Raw genomic sequence first — 17086 nt, forward strand, 5'->3', positions numbered from 1 at the left:
AGTGGTGTTCACCAACAAGATTCGACAGCTGAAGGCGCGGATTCTGTTCGTGGCTGTCGACGACGCGGGGATGTCGACGGTCGAGTATGCGATCGGTACCATCGCCGCCGCCGCATTCGGCGCCATCCTGTACAGCGTGGTCACCGGGGATTCGATCGTCGGCGCTCTGACCAACATCATCAATCGCGCACTCAACACGAACGTTTAACCGGTGCGGGCGGTTTCGCCACGGTCGAGGCCGCTTTGGCCATCGCCGCGCTGGTGGTGGTTCTCGTCGCCTGCGCCGCCGGACTCACCGCGGTGGCGATGCAGGTTCGCTGCATCGACGCCGCTCGGGAGGCGGCCCGGTTGGCCGCTCGCGGCGACGAGACGGGCGCGGGGGTGGCGGCCCGCGGGGTCGGGCCCGCGGGTGCAACGCTGCAGTTGCGTCGCGACGGCGGCTTCGTCGTCGCGACGGTCAGCGGCCATTCGCGGCTGCTGCCCGGTGTCGTCATCAGAGCCGACGCCGTTGCGGCCGTTGAGCCTGGCCCGTGACGACGCCGGTGCCGCCACCATTTTGGCGGCAATCCTGATCGCCGCCCTGGTGGCGATCACCCTGGCCGGAGTGCAGATCGGCAGTGCGGTGGTGGCGCGACACCGTGCGCAGGCCAGTGCGGACATGGCCGCGCTGGCCGCGGCCATGTGGTTGCCGCACGGCAGCGAGAGTGCGTGTCGGCAAGCAGCGGCGGTGAGCCGCGCCATGGGCGCGGCGCTGAGCAGCTGCGACGTCGACGAACTCGACGTCGTGGTCGGCGTCGTCGTGGCGACAGGCCGGTTACTCGGCGGCCGGGCCCATGCCGCGGCGCGGGCCGGGCCGGTCGGCTAACTGTTCGTCAGCTTGGCCTCGGCCAGCTCAGTGTCAGTGGGCAGCCGCAGAGTGATCAGCCCGGCGAAGACGTGGTTGTCGACCTCCATGCGGTTGACGGTGACATGCATCGGCACCCAACCGCTGCCGATGCCAGGCAGCCGCAACACACGGCTGGTGCTGCCGGTTTCGAACTCTTCGGCCATCGGGATCAGCTCATCGCGGTCGTCGGGGTGGAACTGGATGCTATGGCGCCAGTCGTAGTACGGGCACGGGTCGTCCAGCCACTTCAGCAGCTGCCAGTTGCTGAGGTCCACAAGTGCGCGGTGCACGCCCGTCTGCGAGAGGCTGTCGAGGACCCGTTGCGCCACCTGGTCGGGTGGCAGGCTGTCGTCGTCCACACCGCAACGCAGGTTCATCGCGCGGGCGATCAGATGCCCAGTACCGTCGTCGACTTCCTCAATGGCAGTGCGCGCCACGAACCCTGTCCGAATGACCTCACCGCTGTCAGTGAAAGTCCAAGTGGTGCAATATGTTCGGCCAGGAGCCTCGTCCTTGGCCAAGGCCAGCACGCTGGACTCGTCACTGTTGAAGCTCCGGACAGGAAGATCCTCGGCGAACGCAATGTCGTGGGTCGGTGCCTGCGTGGGATCCCTGCCGGCGTTCACCAGCGATTCGACGGTATCGGTGGCGATACCGACCGTGATATCCCACTTCAGCGGTCCCGGTATCGGCCGTTCCGGCGGCTGCACATCTGCAGGCCCGATCCACATGTGCACCCCGTGCATCCGCCCGTCGGACATCCGCACCGGCTCGGTCCGGATCACCCGATCGCTTTTCGGGGTGATGCTGGCCAGGCTCTTGCCTGTCGTCATCGTTTCGGCGATAGCGGTCTGGATCGCCGCCAGATGCGGACTGCGTCGCAAGTAGATCGTCAGCGGCACCAGGTTCTTCATCTGCCGGCCCTGAGCAACCACCACGGGTTCGGTGCCCAGCGTCTCCACGAGCAGCCAATCGTGGGTCATAGTCTCAGTTTAATGGCGCCACCTTGGGCTGACCTGAGGATGCGGGCCGCAAGAATCCGCAGGTGGACCCCAACAGTTCCGCGTAGCAAACCGCGACACTGTCGATTTCCTTGCAAGCGCCGCGCCGGTTGGGTATTTTCGCTACGCCTCCAGCAGTGTGGGGCGCCTGTCAGTCCGTATGGCGTGCTCACATCGCAGGTGTCGACCGTTCGAGGGGTCCGGTCACCACGACGATCAGGCACCGCCCCCGGCGAGCTGGGCGAGTACGAGGTTGAGGACTCGAACCGCACCGGCCTTGTCCAACGGGTCATTTCCGTTGCCGCACTTGGGCGACTGTACGCATGACGGGCAGCCCTGCGGGCATTCACACGCTTCGATGGCCGCGGCGGTGGCGCCCAACCATGTGCTGGCCAATCGGTAACCGCGCTCGGCGAAACCCGCCCCGCCGGGGTGCCCGTCGTAGACGAATACCGTCGGCAATCCGTCGGCGCCGATGGCCGTGGACACACCGCCGATGTCGCCGCGGTCGCAACTGGCGACCAGCGGCAGCAAGCCGATCGCGGCATGCTCGGCCGCGTGCAATGAGCCGGGTACACGGGAAAATTCGATGCCACTGTCCGACAACGCTTCCAGCGTGATGGTGTACATCACCGCGGTGGTGGGCAGGCAGTGCTCGGGCATGTCGAGCTCGACGAAGTCGATGACCTCTCCGGACAACCGGCGGCGCAGGTAGCCGATCACTCGGTGGGTCACCGAGACCGGGACGAGGCCCAGCGTCACCGCGTCGTAGTTCGTCCGCTCCCCGGGGCCGGTTACCGCGATATCAGTGACCTCGCGGGCGAAGGTCGCGTAGCCGGGATCCTCAGCGTGCACGAACGCCACCCCGTCTTCGAAGCTCAATGAGTCGACGACGTAACTCTCACCCTGGTGGAGATAGACCGCACCGGGGTGCACGGTGGCCGGGGCCTGATCGGCACCGGCGCTGCCCAGCATCCGGCCGGTATCGGCCTCGACGATCGCGATCTGCCCGCCGGCCGAACCGCGGATGTCCACTGCCGGATGCGGATCCAGCCCCGCAGCCGGGAAATACTTGCCGCCGCGCCGGCGCAGCAATCCGTCGTCGACCAGCTCGGCGGCCACCGCTTCAGCCTCCCAGCGCCGCACCTCGGCCTCGTCCAGCGGCATTTCCGTTGCGGCGCAGAGCAGCTGGGGACCCAGCACGTACGGGTTCGCCGGGTCGATGACGACCCGCTCGACCGGCTTGTCCAGCAGCGCCTCCGGATGATGCACCAGATAGGTGTCCAGTGGGTCGTCTCGTGCGATCAGCACTACCAGTGCACTCTGGCCCCGCCGCCCCGAGCGCCCGGCCTGCTGCCAGAACGAGGCGACCGTCCCGGGGAAGCCCGCCAGGAGAACCGCATCGAGCCCGGCGATGTCGATGCCCAACTCGAGTGCGTTCGTCGTCGCGAGCCCGCGCAGTTCACCATCGGCGAGCGCGCGTTCCAGCACGCGCCGGTCCTCGGCCAGATAGCCGGCCCGGTAGGACGCCACGGTGTCCTGCAGTTGGGGCGCGATGTCCGCCAGGCGGTCCCGCGCGCCCAGTGCCGTCAACTCCGCACCGCGCCGCGACCGGACGAATGTCAAGGTTCGCGCACCCTCAGCAACCAAATCGGCCATCATCCGAGCGGCTTCCGCACCGGCCGAACGTCGCACCGGCGCCCCGTTCTCGCCCAGTAGGTCGGTGCGCAACGCGGGCTCCCACAACGCCACCGTTCGCGCGCCGTGCGGTGACCCGTCTTCGGTCACCGCCGCCACCGGGTGCCCGATCAGCTCCGCCGCGGTCTCACCCGGCGCGGCGGTGGTGGCGCTGGCGAAGATGACCGTCGGCCCTGGGCCGGACGCCGGCGCGTAGCGTTCACACAGGCGCAGCAGCCGGCGCAAAACCATCGCCACGTTGGAGCCGAAAATCCCTCGGTAGTAATGGCATTCGTCGACCACGATGTAGCGCAAGCCACGCAGGAACACGGCCCATCGCGCATGGTTACGCAGCAGCGACAGGTGGATCATGTCCGGGTTGGAGAACAGCCACCGCGAGCGTTCGCGGGCGAATCTGCGCACCTCGGTTGGCGTGTCGCCGTCGTAGGATGTCGGCGCCGCATCGGCCAGGGCGGGCACGGCGGCGGTCAATGAATGGGCGGTTCGTAATTGGTCGTGACCGAGCGCTTTGGTGGGCGACAAATAAAGCGCCCTGGCACGCGGATCACGTGCCAGCGAATCCATGATCGGCAATTGAAACGCCAGCGACTTACCCGATGCGGTACCGGTGCTGATTACCACGTGATGGCGAGAGTGGGCGAGGTCGGCAGCTTGGACCTGATGCGACCACGGCCGGGGAATTCCGTGATCATGGAACGCGCGGAGCACATCTGGATCAGCCCAGGCAGGCCAGTCCGCTCCGGCGGCTTGGCGGGCGGGCAGTTCGGCGACGTGGCGCAGTGCCTCAGGGGACGATTCGGCGCCGGTGACGGCCGCACTAAGCAGCTCGCCGCCAAAACTCACCATTTGAAATCAGCCCTTTCCGAAAAATATCTACAGCCCCGTATCGAATTGTTCATCAGTTAGTAGCACCGAGACTGTCGCAAGAGCCTCGGACATGATTGGATAAGGGCGGTCGCAGCTTCTGTGTTCGTGTTCCAAACACTCGCAGGATCGACGTTGCGATCGCGGTTCCTGCGAGGGTCTGTAGGTCGGGTGAGTTCCGACGACTCCACGAAGGATGGCGGTCGGAACGGGCCCGGTCTGCCGAAAACTCGGTCGGCCGCTCCCGGTTGGAAGAGAAGGAAAGTACGAAAGATGCCACAGGGAACTGTGAAGTGGTTCAACGCGGAGAAGGGTTTCGGGTTCATCGCACCCGAGGATGGCTCTGCCGATGTGTTCGTCCACTACACGGAAATTCAGGGGTCGGGCTTCCGCACCCTTGAGGAGAACCAACGGGTCGAGTTCGAGGTCGGTCAGAGCCCCAAGGGACCGCAAGCCACTGGCGTGCGCTCCATCTGATCAACAACGACATCACGAAACACCCCCGAGCGTCCCGGTGACGGGTCTCGCCGGGGGTGCTTTCGTTCATGGCAGTCCCTCGGGGGACTCGCCACGCCCGTCAACAGCCGCACGGCTGCTGGTCGCTGCCTGCCTTACTGTCGAGTCGTGAGCCAGCTGTCCTTCTTCTCGGCTGAGTCGGTGCCCCCTGCGGTCGCCGACCTCACCGGGTTGCTCGCGGCGGCTGGACAGGTGGCCATCGTCGGCGCCGGGGCCCGGCTGTCGGTGGTCGTCGAAGAGGTGTGGCGCGCGCACGCGCTGGCCGACATGATCACCGAGGCCGGCCTGGAGGCCGAGATCACCCGCACCGACGAGGACAACCCGCTGGTACGCACCGCTGTCGATGCGCGACTGTTGGGTATCGCCGCCAACTGGACCAGGGGGGCGGTCAAGACGGTGCCGCGCCAATGGCTGCCCGGAGCGCGTGAGCTGCGGGCCTGGACGCTGGCCGCCGGGGTTCCGGATGCCGACCGCTACCTGCTGGGTTTGGACCCGCACGCTCCCGACACCCATTCACCGTTGGCATCGGCGTTAATGAGGATAGGGATCGCACCAACCTTGATCGGCACTCGAGGCGCCCGTCCGGCCCTGAGAATCAGTGGTCGCCGGCGGTTATCGCGCCTGGTAGAGACAGTCGGGGAACCCCCCAATCAGACGGAAGCGTTGTCAGCGTGGCCCAGGATCTGAGACATTCCCCTGCGAGGGTCGGTTTGCGTTGACCGGGCTTGAGTGCGAAATTGTCAGGTGCCCGCGGGTTGGGGGTACCTGTGGGGGAGACAGAAGTGGAGCGTAAGCGCAGTTGGCTGACGACGGCCGTGTGAGCGGCAACCGAAACGGCAACGTCCGGCGGCTCGTCATCGTCGAGTCGCCCACCAAAGCGCGCAAGATCGCCGGCTACCTGGGCTCCAACTACATCGTCGAATCGTCCCGCGGCCACATTCGTGACCTGCCGCGCAACGCCGCTGACGTGCCGGCCAAGTACAAATCCGAGTCGTGGGCCCGCCTGGGCGTCAACGTCGAGGACAACTTCGAGCCGCTCTACATCGTCAGCCCGGATAAAAAGAGCACGGTCACCGAACTCAAGGGCCTGCTGAAAGATGTAGACGAGCTCTATCTGGCCACCGACGGTGACCGGGAGGGCGAGGCCATCGCCTGGCACCTTCTGGAGACCCTCAAGCCCCGCGTACCGGTCAAGCGGATGGTGTTCCATGAGATCACCGAGCCGGCGATCCTGGCGGCCGCGGAGAATCCCCGCGACCTGGACAACGACCTCGTCGACGCGCAGGAGACCCGCCGCATCCTCGACCGGCTATACGGCTACGAGGTCAGCCCCGTGCTGTGGAAGAAGGTGGCGCCGAAGTTGTCGGCGGGCCGGGTGCAGTCCGTCGCCACCCGCATCATCGTTCAGCGTGAGCGCGATCGGATGGCTTTCCGCAGCGCCTCCTACTGGGATGTGATCGCTGAGCTCGACGCGAGCGTCTCAGACCCCAACGCGACCCCACCGCGGTTCACCGCGAGGCTGGTCAACGTCGACAGCAAGCGTGTGGCCACCGGCCGGGACTTCGATTCCCTCGGTGTGGTCCGCAAGCCCGACGAGGTGGTGGTGCTCGACGAGGCGGCGGCGGGCTCGCTGGCCACCGGGCTGCGGGCTGCCAGTCTGACCGTCGGCTCGGTGGAGGAGAAGCCCTACACCCGCAAGCCGTATCCGCCCTTCATGACCTCCACGCTGCAGCAGGAGGCGGGCCGCAAGCTGCGGTTCTCCTCCGAGCGCACGATGAGCGTCGCGCAGCGGCTGTACGAGAACGGCTACATCACCTATATGCGTACCGACTCGACGACGCTGTCGCAGTCGGCCATCAACGCCGCCCAGACGCAGGCCCGCCAGCTCTACGGCGACGAGTACGTGCACCCCTCGCCGCGGCAGTACACCCGCAAGGTCAAGAACGCCCAGGAGGCGCACGAGGCCATTCGGCCCGCCGGCGACACGTTCGCCACCCCCGGCGCTCTGCATCGCGAGCTGGACAACGACGAGTTCCGGCTCTACGAGCTGATCTGGCAGCGCACCGTGGCCTCCCAGATGGCCGACGCCCGCGGTACCACGCTGAGCCTGCGGATCAACGGCCAGGCCGCCGGTGGACAGCAGGTCACCTTCGCCGCCAGCGGCCGCACCATCACCTTCCCCGGCTTCCTCAAGGCCTATGTCGAGACTGTCGACGAGCTGGCCGGCGGCGAAGCCGACGACGCCGAGAGCCGGCTGCCGCAGCTTCGTCAGGGCCAGCGCGTGGACGCCACCCGGCTCAACGCCGACGGGCACGCCACGAATCCGCCGGCCCGCTATACCGAGGCCTCGCTGATCAAGGCGCTCGAGGAACTTGGAATCGGCCGTCCCTCAACGTATTCCTCGATCATCAAGACGATCCAGGACCGTGGTTACGTCCACAAGAAGGGCAGCGCCCTGGTGCCGTCCTGGGTCGCGTTCGCCGTCACAGGGCTGCTCGAGCAGCACTTCGGGCGCCTGGTGGACTACGACTTCACCGCCGCCATGGAAGACGAGCTCGACGAGATTGCCTCGGGCCAGGAGCAGCGCACCAACTGGCTGAGCAACTTCTACTTCGGTGGCGAGCACGGGGTGGCGGACTCGATCGCCCGGGCCGGCGGCCTTAAGAAGCTGGTCGGCGTGAATCTCGAGGGTATCGATGCTCGAGAAGTCAACTCCATCAAGCTCTTTGATGACGAGCAGGGCCGGTCGATCGTGGTTCGGGTGGGCAAGAACGGCCCGTACCTGGAGCGCATGATCACCGATGAGGAGGGTGAGCTCAAGCCGCAGCGCGCCAACCTCAACGACGAGATCACGCCCGACGAGCTGACTCTGGAGTTGGCCGAAACCCTCTTTGCCACACCGCAAGAGGGACGGTCGCTCGGTGTGGACCCGGAGACCGGTCATGAGATCGTGGCCAAGGACGGCCGCTACGGGCCCTACGTCACCGAGGTGCTGCCGCCGCCGCCGGACGATGATCCGGGTGTTGGCGCCAAGAAGGGCAAGAAGCCGACCGGCCCGAAGCCGCGCACCGGTTCACTGCTGCGGTCGATGGACCTGCAGACCGTTACGCTCGAGGATGCGCTCAAACTGATTTCGCTGCCGCGGGTGGTCGGTGTGGATCCCGCCAATGGCGAGGAGATCACCGCGCAGAACGGCCGCTACGGGCCTTATCTCAAGCGCGGCACCGACTCTCGCTCGCTAGCGACCGAGGACCAGATCTTCGAGATCACCCTCGAAGAGGCGTTGAAGATCTACGCCGAGCCCAAACGCCGTGGCAGGCAAGGCGCCGCCACGCCGCCGCTGCGCGAGCTGGGTGTCGATCAGGCGTCCGGCAACCCAATGGTGATCAAGGACGGCCGATTTGGGCCGTACGTCACCGACGGTGAGACCAATGCCAGCCTGCGCAAGGGTGACGACGTCCTGAGTATCACCGACGAGCGGGCTTCGGAGCTGCTCGCCGACCGCCGGGCCCGCGGCCCTGTCAAGAAGAAGGCGCCCGCGAAGAAGGCCACGCGCAAGAAGGCCCCCGCGAAGAAGGCCTGACCTCTTGCGCCACCGGCGCCCGAACCGGCAGAACGGGCACGAAAGTAGGCGTAAATCAAGGCATTTCGTCGATCTCGACGTCTAGCCGTTGACGCTTTGGCTTTCACTTCGCTGACTGGGCTGTATCAGGTTCATGGGACGGGCCAGCTGCGTCGGTGCCCGCCGGCCGCGCAGTTCGACGATCTCACCGACGTTCCAGCACAACGCTTCAGCATCCAGCGCACCGCTGACCGCGATCGCCGACGCCAGCACGTGGCCGCCCTCGATCTTGGCCAGTTCGGTCAGTCGGGCGGCTTCGTTGACCGGGTCGCCGATGACGGTGTACTCGAACCGGGCCTGCGCGCCGATGTGCCCGGCGATCGCTCGCCCGGCCGACACTCCGATGCCGAAATCGGTCTGGCCCAGCACCCCGACAAGTTCGTCGTGCAGCTCTCGGGAGGCCGCCAGCGCTGCGCCGGAGGCGTCGGGGTGCTCGATCGGCGCACCGAAAATGCACAGCGCCGCGTCGCCCTGGAACTTGTTGACGAAGCCGCCATGCTTCTTGACGGTGTCGACCACCACCCGGAAGAACTCATTGAGCATGCTCACGACCTCGCTCGGCGGCCGTGAGGCGGCTAGCTGGGTCGAGCCCACCAGGTCGACGAACAGCACCGCGACATCGCGTTCCTGGCCGCCGAGCTCGGTGCCGCGCTCCAGGGCTCGCCGGGCGACGTCTTCACCGACGTAGCGGCCGAACAGGTCGCGCAGTCGCTGCCGTTCGCTCAGATCCCGGACCATGTCGTTGAAGCCGGCTTGCAGCAGGCCGAGCTCGCTGGCGTCATAGATCTGCATGTGGGCGTTGTAGTTGCCGCGCTGAACCTCCCCGAGCGCCCAGCGCAGCTGCCGCAGCGGGTCGGCGATCGACATGGCCGCCAGCACATTGCCGGCCAGCCCGATCACCAGCGCGGCGACCGCCATCAGCAGGATCGGCGTGAACAGCGCGTCGGCGGACGCCGCCAGCAGCGAGAACTTGCTGGCCACGATCGAGAGCACGATGGCCAGCAGCGGCACCCCAGTGGACAGCAGCCAGGTCAGCACCAGCCGCTGGATGACGCCGGGGCGGTGGAACTTGTCCGGCACACCGCCGCGCAACGCGGCGACCGCGACCGGCCGCAGGACCCGCTCGGATTGCAGATACCCGATGATCGACGTGGCAGTGGCGCCGAGCAGGGTGGCCACCGCCAGCACGGGTGCGGCGCGGCTGGCCACCGGCCAGCTGGCGGCGATGAACACCACCGCGCCGAGCACCCAGTTGGTCATGCTGATCGCCGAGCGGTAGACGGGCATCCGCAGCGCCCGCAGCCGCGCATGTTCGGTGACGGCCGGGACATCCTCGGCCAGCAGTGCGTCACGGCGTTGCCAGCGGAACACCGGGATGAGCAACCTCAGGCTGATGATTGCGCCCACGGTGAACGAAATGAAGAGGTAACTCAGGAAGACGACCAGGTTCGGCGTCGGTAGATCCTGCAATATGACCCGATCCGAGGGCGGCAGACCGAACCGCAAAAAGCCCAATACGAGCAGGGCTCCGATGATGTCGGCCTGCAGCATGCCCAGCAAGAACACCGGCCACGGAGTGCGCGCAACCCACCGGACGAACCCACTGATTCGCCCCGGGCTGAGCTGCGCGGTGGTCACCAGCCCACCGTATCGGTACAGGGCGACCGATCTGCACCTTCATGACCCGGTGGGCGGTGGTTGTGTCGTTGCTGGGCACTAGTGTTTGAGGCGATGTCCGGAGTTTTCAGTCGGCTGGTCGGCCAGAGCGCCGTGGAAGCAGAGCTCGTGGGTGCCGCACGGGCTGCGCGGGGTGATTCCGCTCACGATGCGCTGACGACCGGGACCATGACACATGCGTGGCTGATTACCGGACCGCCCGGTTCAGGGCGTTCGGTGGCCGCGCAGTGCTTCGCCGCCGCGCTGCAGTGTTCTGCTGACGGCACTCCGGGGTGCGGGGAGTGCCGGGCCTGCACGACGACGATGGCCGGCACCCACGGCGACGTCCGGCGCATCATTCCCGAGGGCCTGTCGATCGGCGTCGACGAGATGCGCAACATCGTGCAGATCGCGTCGCGGCGGCCTAGCACCGGCCGCTGGCAGATCGTCGTGGTCGAGGATGCCGACCGTCTCACCGAGGGGGCGGGGAACGCGTTGCTCAAAGTCGTGGAGGAGCCACCGCCGTCGACCGTGTTCCTGCTCTGTGCACCGTCGGTGGACCCCGAGGACATCGCGATCACCCTGCGGTCGCGATGTCGGCATGTGGCGCTGGTGACGCCGCCGACCGCCGCGATCGCGCAGGTGCTGGTCGACAACGACGGGCTGTCGGAGGGCGACGCGCAATGGGCGGCGTCGATCAGCGGCGGTCACGTCGGCCGAGCCCGGCGGCTGGCCACCGATCCCGATGCGCGCGATCGGCGTACCAGGGCGCTGAGCCTGGCCCGCGACGCCGCAACCCCGTCGCGGGCCTATGCAGCCGCAGAAGAGCTGGTGGCCGCTGCGGAGGCTGAAGCGAAGGCACTCAACGTCGGGCGTGACGAGGCCGAAACGGAGGAGCTGCGCACCGCCCTTGGCGCTGGCGGCACCGGGAAGGGTGCCGCTGGCGCGCTGCGCGGATCCGCGGGGGCGCTCAAGGATCTCGAACGGCGGCAGAAATCCCGCCAGACCCGGGCCTCGCGCGACGCCCTGGATCGGGCGCTGATCGATTTGGCCACGTACTTCCGCGACGCCCTGCTGGTGGCCAGTGGGGCGGGCGCGGTCGCGCCGAGTCATCCCGATATGGCCGAGCGGGTGGCGGCCCTGGCCGCACACGCCTCCCCGGAGCGGCTGCTGCGCTGTATCGAGGCGGTTCTGGAGTGCCGCGAGGCCCTGGCCACCAACGTCAAGCCCAAATTCGCCGTCGATGCGCTGGTGGCGACCGTGGGTCAAGCACTTCGTTCGGACCTGTAGACTCACTGCTCGGCCCTGGCGAAGGGCCGCGCCACCTTAGCTCAGTCGGTAGAGCGATTCACTCGTAATGAATAGGTCAGGAGTTCGATTCTCCTAGGTGGCTCCGCTATGTCTTGCCGAGTTCCTCGGCAGCGATGTTTCGGGCCGTGGCCGCGGCCGGGAAGCCGGCGTAGCCGCTCGCGTGATAGATCACCTCGGCAAGCTCGTCGTCGGACAAACCGTTCTGCTTGGCGATCCGGAAGTGCGCCTTCATCTCCTCGGTGGCTCGCAGGGCGATCAAAATGCCCAGCGTCACCAGGCTCCGGTCGCGGCGGCTGAGCCCTTCGCGGGTCCACAGCCGGCCGAACACGCTCTCCACGCCGATATCCATCAGTTCGGGGGCGAAGCCGCCGAATTCGACGTCGCCGTCGGGCAGCGTCCCGGGCAGCATCTCCCGGAAAACGCGTAGACCATCCTCACGCAAGTTAGACATGCAAACTACTTTGGCACACCGGGTGGATCAGTGCGGCGCCAGATACCCGACCGGGCCCGACGCCAGGCACAGCGACAGCGCGGCCGTCGTCGCCCGCACCGTGATCGCGTCGCCGGCCCCGGACAGCCGGACGAAGACGCGGTTCAGCCCGGGATGCACGGGCACCTTGGTCGCCGGTCCTTCGGTCAACGACATCAGCATCGAACCCTCGCTGTTGGCCAGGTAGTTGATCTCGGCCGTCCACTCCGCGGGCAGCAGGGGCCCGTCCAGCGGCATCTGCACCGCGGCGTCCGGCTGCACGAAATAGCCGCACCCCGGCACCGGGCCTATCACGATGGTGCGCGTCCAGGTGACGTTGGCGTCCACCAGTCGTCCGCTGGAATCGAGCATGCGCAATTGCGTTGTGTACTTGGCGAATTCGGGTCTGTCCCGGATCAGGGCGAACATGTGGCTGGCCAGGTTCTCTGGATAGGCGACGCGCTGCATCACCAGCGGGTCGACCTCCTGGTCGAGCAGGGGAGCCGACGAGGAGGCCCGCGCCTGCGCCAGCCCGCGAATCGCGTTCTGCAGGTAGGGCTGTGCCGGGTTGTCCTTCCAGCTGCTGAGGAACGTCGAGGTCGAATACAGGCTGCTGGCCGCGAATGCCAGCACCGAGATGCTCACCACCGCGGTGCGGGCGCGGGATGCGTCCAGCCAGGTCGACCCGGCACGGTTGGGTGCGCAGAACCCGACCGCGGCCAGCAGCGTGAGCACGATCACGAGATCGGGGAAGTACCGCAGGGTCTGGGCCAATTCGAGAGCCGTGAACTTCGACGAGCGCAGCAGATAGATCGGGACCTGGCAGGCCAGCGCATACCCCGCCGCCACCAGCCAGACCAGGCCGATGCGCTGTTTGCGCACCAGCGACACCACCAGGACCGCGGCCAACGCCAGCCACCCCAGCGCCATCACCGACACCGGCGGGACCGCCCAGGGTGAGGCCGGAGCCCACCGCTGCCACTCCCATGGACCGCCGACCAGTCCGGGCACGATCCCGTGAGTGACCGAGCGGCGCAACAGATCCCACGTCATCGCCAGATCTGAACTCCACCGCCGGTGGTCGACCACCAGTAGGTAGACGCCGACCCACGCCGCCGTGAGCGCCAGCGCGGCCACCCAGAATCGCAGGCCGCGACGCCAGACCGTGCGCACCGCGGCGCCGTCGCCCTGCAGGTAGCCGAGCAGCGCGGCCACCGCGAATGCCACGAACGGGATGACGGCGGACTTCTCGAAGAACAGCAGTGCGCCCAGGTACACGAGCACCCCGGTAACGGCATAGCGGTGACTGCCGGTGCGCACCAACAGAATCGCGTCGGCACACACCCAGGCCAGCGCGGCCAGCATCGGCAGCGAGTTCAGTGCCGCCGCCCACCAGGCGAATCCAGGCACGCCCAGCGGAGTGAACAGGGCGAAACACAAGGGAATCAACAACACCGGACGCCAACCCAGGATCACGTGCAGCGCCCGCAGGACCGACAGCGACACCAGCAGCTGCAAGACCACCAGGCTGACGGCCGGCCACGCCCACACCAGCGGGGCGAGTCGGGTGATGACGCCGGCCACCAGGAACGCACCAGGCATCACGTGGCCGTCATGGTCGTCGAACAGATACGCCGGGGACAGCAGGCTCTGAGTGCCGGCCCGGCCGATCAGGATCAGGTCATCCCAGTAGAAGTAGCCGCCGAACCCCAAGACCGCCCGGACCACCAACTGGACGGCGATGAGAATGACGGCCGCCACCGCGACCGGTGGCATGCGCGCCACACGGGTCGGAACTGCCATCGGCTCGACTGTACGGGCTCTCGGTAGGGTGGCCGACATGCAGGTACTGGTCACGGGCGCTGCCGGCTTCATTGGCTCCACGCTGGTTGACCGCCTGCTCGCCGACGGCCACACCGTCATCGGGCTCGACGATCTGAGCCGGGGCCGCACCGAGAACCTGCGGGGAGCCACCGCCAACGACGGCTTCCAGTTCGCCAAGGCTGATATCGCCGATGCGGATCTGATCGGCCTGTTCAAGCAGTACAAACCGGAAGTCGTGCACCACCTGGCTGCCCAGATCGACGTGCGTCGTTCGGTGGAGGAACCTGAGTTCGACGCCGAGGTGAACGTCGTCGGCACCGTGCGGCTGGCCGAGGCGGCCCGGCGGACGGGCGTCCGCAAGATCGTCCACACCTCCTCGGGCGGCTCGATCTACGGCGTGCCGACGAGCTACCCGACCAACGAGACCGCCCCGGTCGATCCCGCCTCGCCCTATGCCGCCGGCAAGGTCGCCGGGGAGATCTACCTGAACACCTTCCGCCACCTCTATGGCCTGGACTGCTCATTCATCGCGCCGTCCAACGTGTACGGCCCGCGGCAAGACCCGCACGGCGAGGCTGGGGTCGTTGCGATCTTCGCCAGTGCGATGCTCGCCAGACGGTCAACCAAGGTCTATGGCGACGGGTCGAACACCCGCGACTATGTCTTTGTCGACGACGTCGTCGACGCTTTCGTCCGGGCCGCCGGCGCGGCTGGGTGTGGGCAACGGTTCAACGTCGGCACCGGGGTGGAGACCAGCGACCGGGAGTTGCACACGGTGGTCGCCAAGGTGGTCGGCGCGCCGGACGCCCCGGAGATCGCGCCGGCGCGGCTGGGCGACCTGAAGCGGTCGTGCCTGGATGTCCGCAAAGCCGAGATGGTGCTGGGCTGGCGTCCGCGGGTGCGCCTCGAAGAGGGCATCAGCCGCACCGTCGAGTACTTCCGAGGCCAGCAGGCCTAACGGTCCGGAGTGCGCGCACCGTCCAGCGCGACGGCACGCGCCAGCCGGGCGTACTTCAGTTCGAGTTCCTTGAACCGCAGATACGTGCTCATCGTCGTGAACACGAACGCGATGATCAGTGCGTAGGTGATCAGGTCGGCACCGCGCCGCACCCCCAGCCAATTGGCCAGCACGGTGGTGTCATCCGGCCGCAGGATCGCGTAGATCGCGAGGATCACGAACAGCACGTAACCGACCTTGACCCACGCCTTGGCCTTGGCGTTGGTGCGCGACCGCAGCAGGTAGACCAGCAGCGCGACCACCGCCGCGATCAGCAACACCTGGATCCAGTTCATCGGCGCATCTTTCCGCGTAGAAACCCGTCGAAGACGATGTTGATGCCGTTGAGCAACGGCTGCCCCTTGGACATCGAGTACTCGGTGTAGAGAATCTCGACCGGCTCTTCGGCTACCCGCCAGTGGTTTTCGACGATCAGCGCAATGAACTCTCCTGCGTGGCTCATCCCGTTCATCGTGAGGCTGAGATTGTCGGCGACGGTCTTGTTGAACACCCGCAGCCCGTTGTGCGCGTCGGTCAGCCGCAGCCGCTGACTGCTCCGGCTCAGCCGCGCCGCGGTGCGCAGGACCAGCCGCTTCAGTGGCGGGGTCTGGCTGACGGTGGAGCCGGCGAACCGGGTGCCGATCACGACGTCGACGTCGCCCTTGGACAGCCGGTCGATCATCACGAGGACATCCTTGACGCGGTGCTGCCCGTCGGCATCGAAGGTGACGAACACCGCAGCGCCGGGTTGGCTACGCGCGTATTCCACGCCGGTCTGGATCGCTGCGCCCTGCCCGAGATTCACCGGATGCCGCACCACATGGGCGCCGGCGCGCAGCGCGATATCGGCCGTGTCGTCCTTGCTGCCGTCATCGACGCAGACCACGTGGTCGAAGACTTGGCGCAGGTCAGCGATGACGTCACCGATGACCGTCGCTTCGTTGAACGCCGGCACGATGATCCAGGCGTCGGGGTAAGGCGTGTCGATGACCACAAGGTACACGCCGTTCACCGTGGGTTCAGCGCGCGGCGCGGGCCAGCGCTGCCAAATGGACGGCTATTCCGACCAGCGGCCCGCACAGCAGCGCCACCACGGTGCGATCGGTCAGACTCAGCGGCAGCGTCAGCAGTGCCGTCGAGGCGACCGTTGCCCCCACCCAGCCGATCGAGTAGGCCCGGTGCAGGGCGGCCGCCACCGTCGCGGCCCCGGTCACGGTCAACAGGGCGATCGCCACCGCCCCCCCGGTCAGCCAGGCCAGCAGCGCCCCGCCGGGGCCGTACTGGTCGCCGAACGCCACCCGGATCAGCCACGGGCCGAGCAGTCCGGCGGCCAGGATGCCGACGGCACCGAGGCCGACCACCACGGCCGCGGGGGCGATGAGCGCCTTGAGCCGGTGCCCGCGGTGGTCCACGAAGTGCGCGATCAGATTGCCCTGCATCGCGGTCAGCGGGACCAGCAGCGGCGCCCGCGTCAGCGTCACCGCCAGGATCACCACCCCGCCGGCCGCGCCGAGCTCACCGCCTGAAGTCGCCTTGAGTAACACCGGGAACCCCATGACGAGCACCGCGCTCGCGCCGGCAGCGGCGATCGAGTGGGCCGCGCCGCGCAGGAAGGTCGCGGTGTCGCCCGGTGTGCGCAGCTCCGCCGCGGCGCGCGCCCCCGGCGAGACCGCCAGCACCAGTAGCCATCCCGCCGCGCCGGCCACCGTGGCCCAGAGGAAACCGTTGAGCCCCCAGCCCACCGCGAAGGCCAGCGCGGCAACCACCACCCGCATCACGGCGTCGACGACCATCAGCGCCCCGTAGCCGCCCCACCGTCCGGTGCCGGCGAGCAACCCCAAAAGCGTTGCATGGAGACAGAATCCGGCCAGGCCCACGCAGAGCAGCGCGACCGACAACGGGCGGGATTCGCTGAACACGTGCGGTGCCCACAGCGGGGACGTGGCCGCCATGACGATGACGGCGACCACGCCGACGCCCGTGGCCACCCGCATGGGATGGGCGCGGGGCCCGTCGACGATGTCGACGTAGTGCGCGGCCCGCACTTCCCGGGTGGCCTCTTGCAGCAGCCCGTACGCCGCGCCGTTGACCAGTCCGAACGCCCCCCAGAACACCCCGAACACCGAGAAGCCAGCCGGATTCAGTGCGCGGGCGGCCAAATACAGCACGGCGTAGCCGCACAGCGCCGAGATCGCGGTTGCCGCCCCGACCCGGACCACCGTGCCGCGGGTCATCGCCCCGG

General features: G+C 67.6%; 16 protein-coding genes and 1 tRNA gene. 9 read left to right on the plus strand and 8 right to left on the minus strand.

The genetic code is table 11. The annotated features are described in order from the left end of the window. Window positions 1–4 precede the first annotated feature (4 nt). The 3 genes from CG716_RS11835 to CG716_RS11845 are packed head-to-tail and all read left to right on the plus strand — an operon-like array spanning window position 5 to window position 865. Window positions 5–208: a DUF4244 domain-containing protein gene (locus tag CG716_RS11835; RefSeq protein ID WP_165774125.1), complete on the plus strand. Its 204-nt coding sequence runs from the start codon at window positions 5–7 to the stop codon at window positions 206–208. A gap of 35 nt (window positions 209–243) precedes the next feature. Beyond that, on the plus strand, window positions 244–534 hold the full coding sequence (locus CG716_RS11840; RefSeq protein WP_207760649.1) for a TadE family type IV pilus minor pilin: 291 nt from the start codon (window positions 244–246) through the stop codon (window positions 532–534). Beyond that, on the plus strand, window positions 485–865 hold the full coding sequence (locus CG716_RS11845; protein ID WP_234817815.1) for an Rv3654c family TadE-like protein: 381 nt from the start codon (window positions 485–487) through the stop codon (window positions 863–865). Before CG716_RS11840 ends, CG716_RS11845 begins: the two co-directional genes overlap by 50 nt. Here the strand turns inward: CG716_RS11845 and CG716_RS11850 are convergent. Further along, window positions 862–1869: a PAS domain-containing protein gene (locus tag CG716_RS11850; RefSeq protein WP_094479673.1), complete on the minus strand. Its 1008-nt coding sequence runs from the start codon at window positions 1867–1869 to the stop codon at window positions 862–864. The genes CG716_RS11845 and CG716_RS11850 overlap by 4 nt on opposite strands. A gap of 234 nt (window positions 1870–2103) precedes the next feature. After that, complete coding sequence (locus tag CG716_RS11855; RefSeq protein ID WP_094479675.1) at window positions 2104–4431, minus strand: DNA 3'-5' helicase SftH; 2328 nt, start codon at window positions 4429–4431, stop codon at window positions 2104–2106. A 291-nt stretch (window positions 4432–4722) separates the two neighbouring features. Between CG716_RS11855 and CG716_RS11860 the strand changes: the two genes are divergently transcribed. The 3 genes from CG716_RS11860 to topA all read left to right on the plus strand — a co-directional run bounded on the left by CG716_RS11860 (window position 4723) and on the right by topA (window position 8548). After that, window positions 4723–4926: a cold-shock protein gene (locus tag CG716_RS11860; RefSeq protein ID WP_003925183.1), complete on the plus strand. Its 204-nt coding sequence runs from the start codon at window positions 4723–4725 to the stop codon at window positions 4924–4926. A gap of 147 nt (window positions 4927–5073) precedes the next feature. Further along, window positions 5074–5652, plus strand: a complete 579-nt coding sequence (locus CG716_RS11865) for a hypothetical protein (protein WP_094479677.1) — start codon at window positions 5074–5076, stop codon at window positions 5650–5652. Between the two features lie 112 nt (window positions 5653–5764). Next, on the plus strand, window positions 5765–8548 hold the full coding sequence (topA, locus tag CG716_RS11870) for a type I DNA topoisomerase (protein WP_165774117.1): 2784 nt from the start codon (window positions 5765–5767) through the stop codon (window positions 8546–8548). A gap of 81 nt (window positions 8549–8629) precedes the next feature. On the opposite strand, the gene CG716_RS11875 is transcribed toward topA, so the two are convergent. Further along, a complete protein-coding gene (locus CG716_RS11875) occupies window positions 8630–10225 on the minus strand; it encodes an adenylate/guanylate cyclase domain-containing protein (RefSeq protein WP_094479681.1) in 1596 nt (531 codons plus the stop codon). 93 nt (window positions 10226–10318) lie between these two features. Between CG716_RS11875 and CG716_RS11880 the strand changes: the two genes are divergently transcribed. Both CG716_RS11880 and CG716_RS11885 read left to right on the plus strand, forming a co-directional pair. Continuing rightward, complete coding sequence (locus tag CG716_RS11880; RefSeq protein ID WP_094479683.1) at window positions 10319–11533, plus strand: DNA polymerase III subunit delta'; 1215 nt, start codon at window positions 10319–10321, stop codon at window positions 11531–11533. A 30-nt stretch (window positions 11534–11563) separates the two neighbouring features. Then, a tRNA-Thr gene (locus CG716_RS11885) sits at window positions 11564–11636 on the plus strand. Window positions 11637–11639: 3 nt separating this feature from the next. Here CG716_RS11885 and CG716_RS11890 read toward each other — a convergent pair. Continuing rightward, complete coding sequence (locus CG716_RS11890) at window positions 11640–12005, minus strand: carboxymuconolactone decarboxylase family protein (RefSeq protein WP_094479685.1); 366 nt, start codon at window positions 12003–12005, stop codon at window positions 11640–11642. A gap of 27 nt (window positions 12006–12032) precedes the next feature. Continuing rightward, window positions 12033–13898 carry a hypothetical protein gene (locus CG716_RS11895; protein ID WP_420093187.1) on the minus strand — a complete coding sequence of 622 codons (1866 nt, stop codon included), beginning with the start codon at window positions 13896–13898 and terminating at the stop codon, window positions 12033–12035. Between CG716_RS11895 and CG716_RS11900 the strand changes: the two genes are divergently transcribed. After that, the gene (locus tag CG716_RS11900; protein WP_094479857.1) at window positions 13864–14805 is read left to right on the plus strand and encodes an NAD-dependent epimerase/dehydratase family protein; all 942 of its coding nucleotides are present in this window, start codon (window positions 13864–13866) and stop codon (window positions 14803–14805) included. The two genes, CG716_RS11895 and CG716_RS11900, sit on opposite strands and share 35 nt — an antisense overlap. On the opposite strand, the gene CG716_RS11905 is transcribed toward CG716_RS11900, so the two are convergent. From CG716_RS11905 to CG716_RS11915, 3 genes are read right to left on the minus strand one after another with little or no spacing between them, the layout of a single operon-like run. Beyond that, the gene (locus tag CG716_RS11905) at window positions 14802–15140 is read right to left on the minus strand and encodes a DUF2304 domain-containing protein (protein ID WP_094479689.1); all 339 of its coding nucleotides are present in this window, start codon (window positions 15138–15140) and stop codon (window positions 14802–14804) included. The two genes, CG716_RS11900 and CG716_RS11905, sit on opposite strands and share 4 nt — an antisense overlap. Then, complete coding sequence (locus CG716_RS11910) at window positions 15137–15838, minus strand: polyprenyl-phospho-N-acetylgalactosaminyl synthase PpgS (RefSeq protein ID WP_094479859.1); 702 nt, start codon at window positions 15836–15838, stop codon at window positions 15137–15139. Before CG716_RS11910 ends, CG716_RS11905 begins: the two co-directional genes overlap by 4 nt. 25 nt (window positions 15839–15863) lie before the next feature. After that, complete coding sequence (locus CG716_RS11915; protein WP_094479861.1) at window positions 15864–17078, minus strand: polysaccharide biosynthesis protein; 1215 nt, start codon at window positions 17076–17078, stop codon at window positions 15864–15866. Window positions 17079–17086: the final 8 nt, after the last annotated feature.

Source organism: Mycolicibacterium sphagni (assembly GCF_002250655.1).
Classification (GTDB): Bacteria; Actinomycetota; Actinomycetes; order Mycobacteriales; family Mycobacteriaceae; genus Mycobacterium; species Mycobacterium sphagni.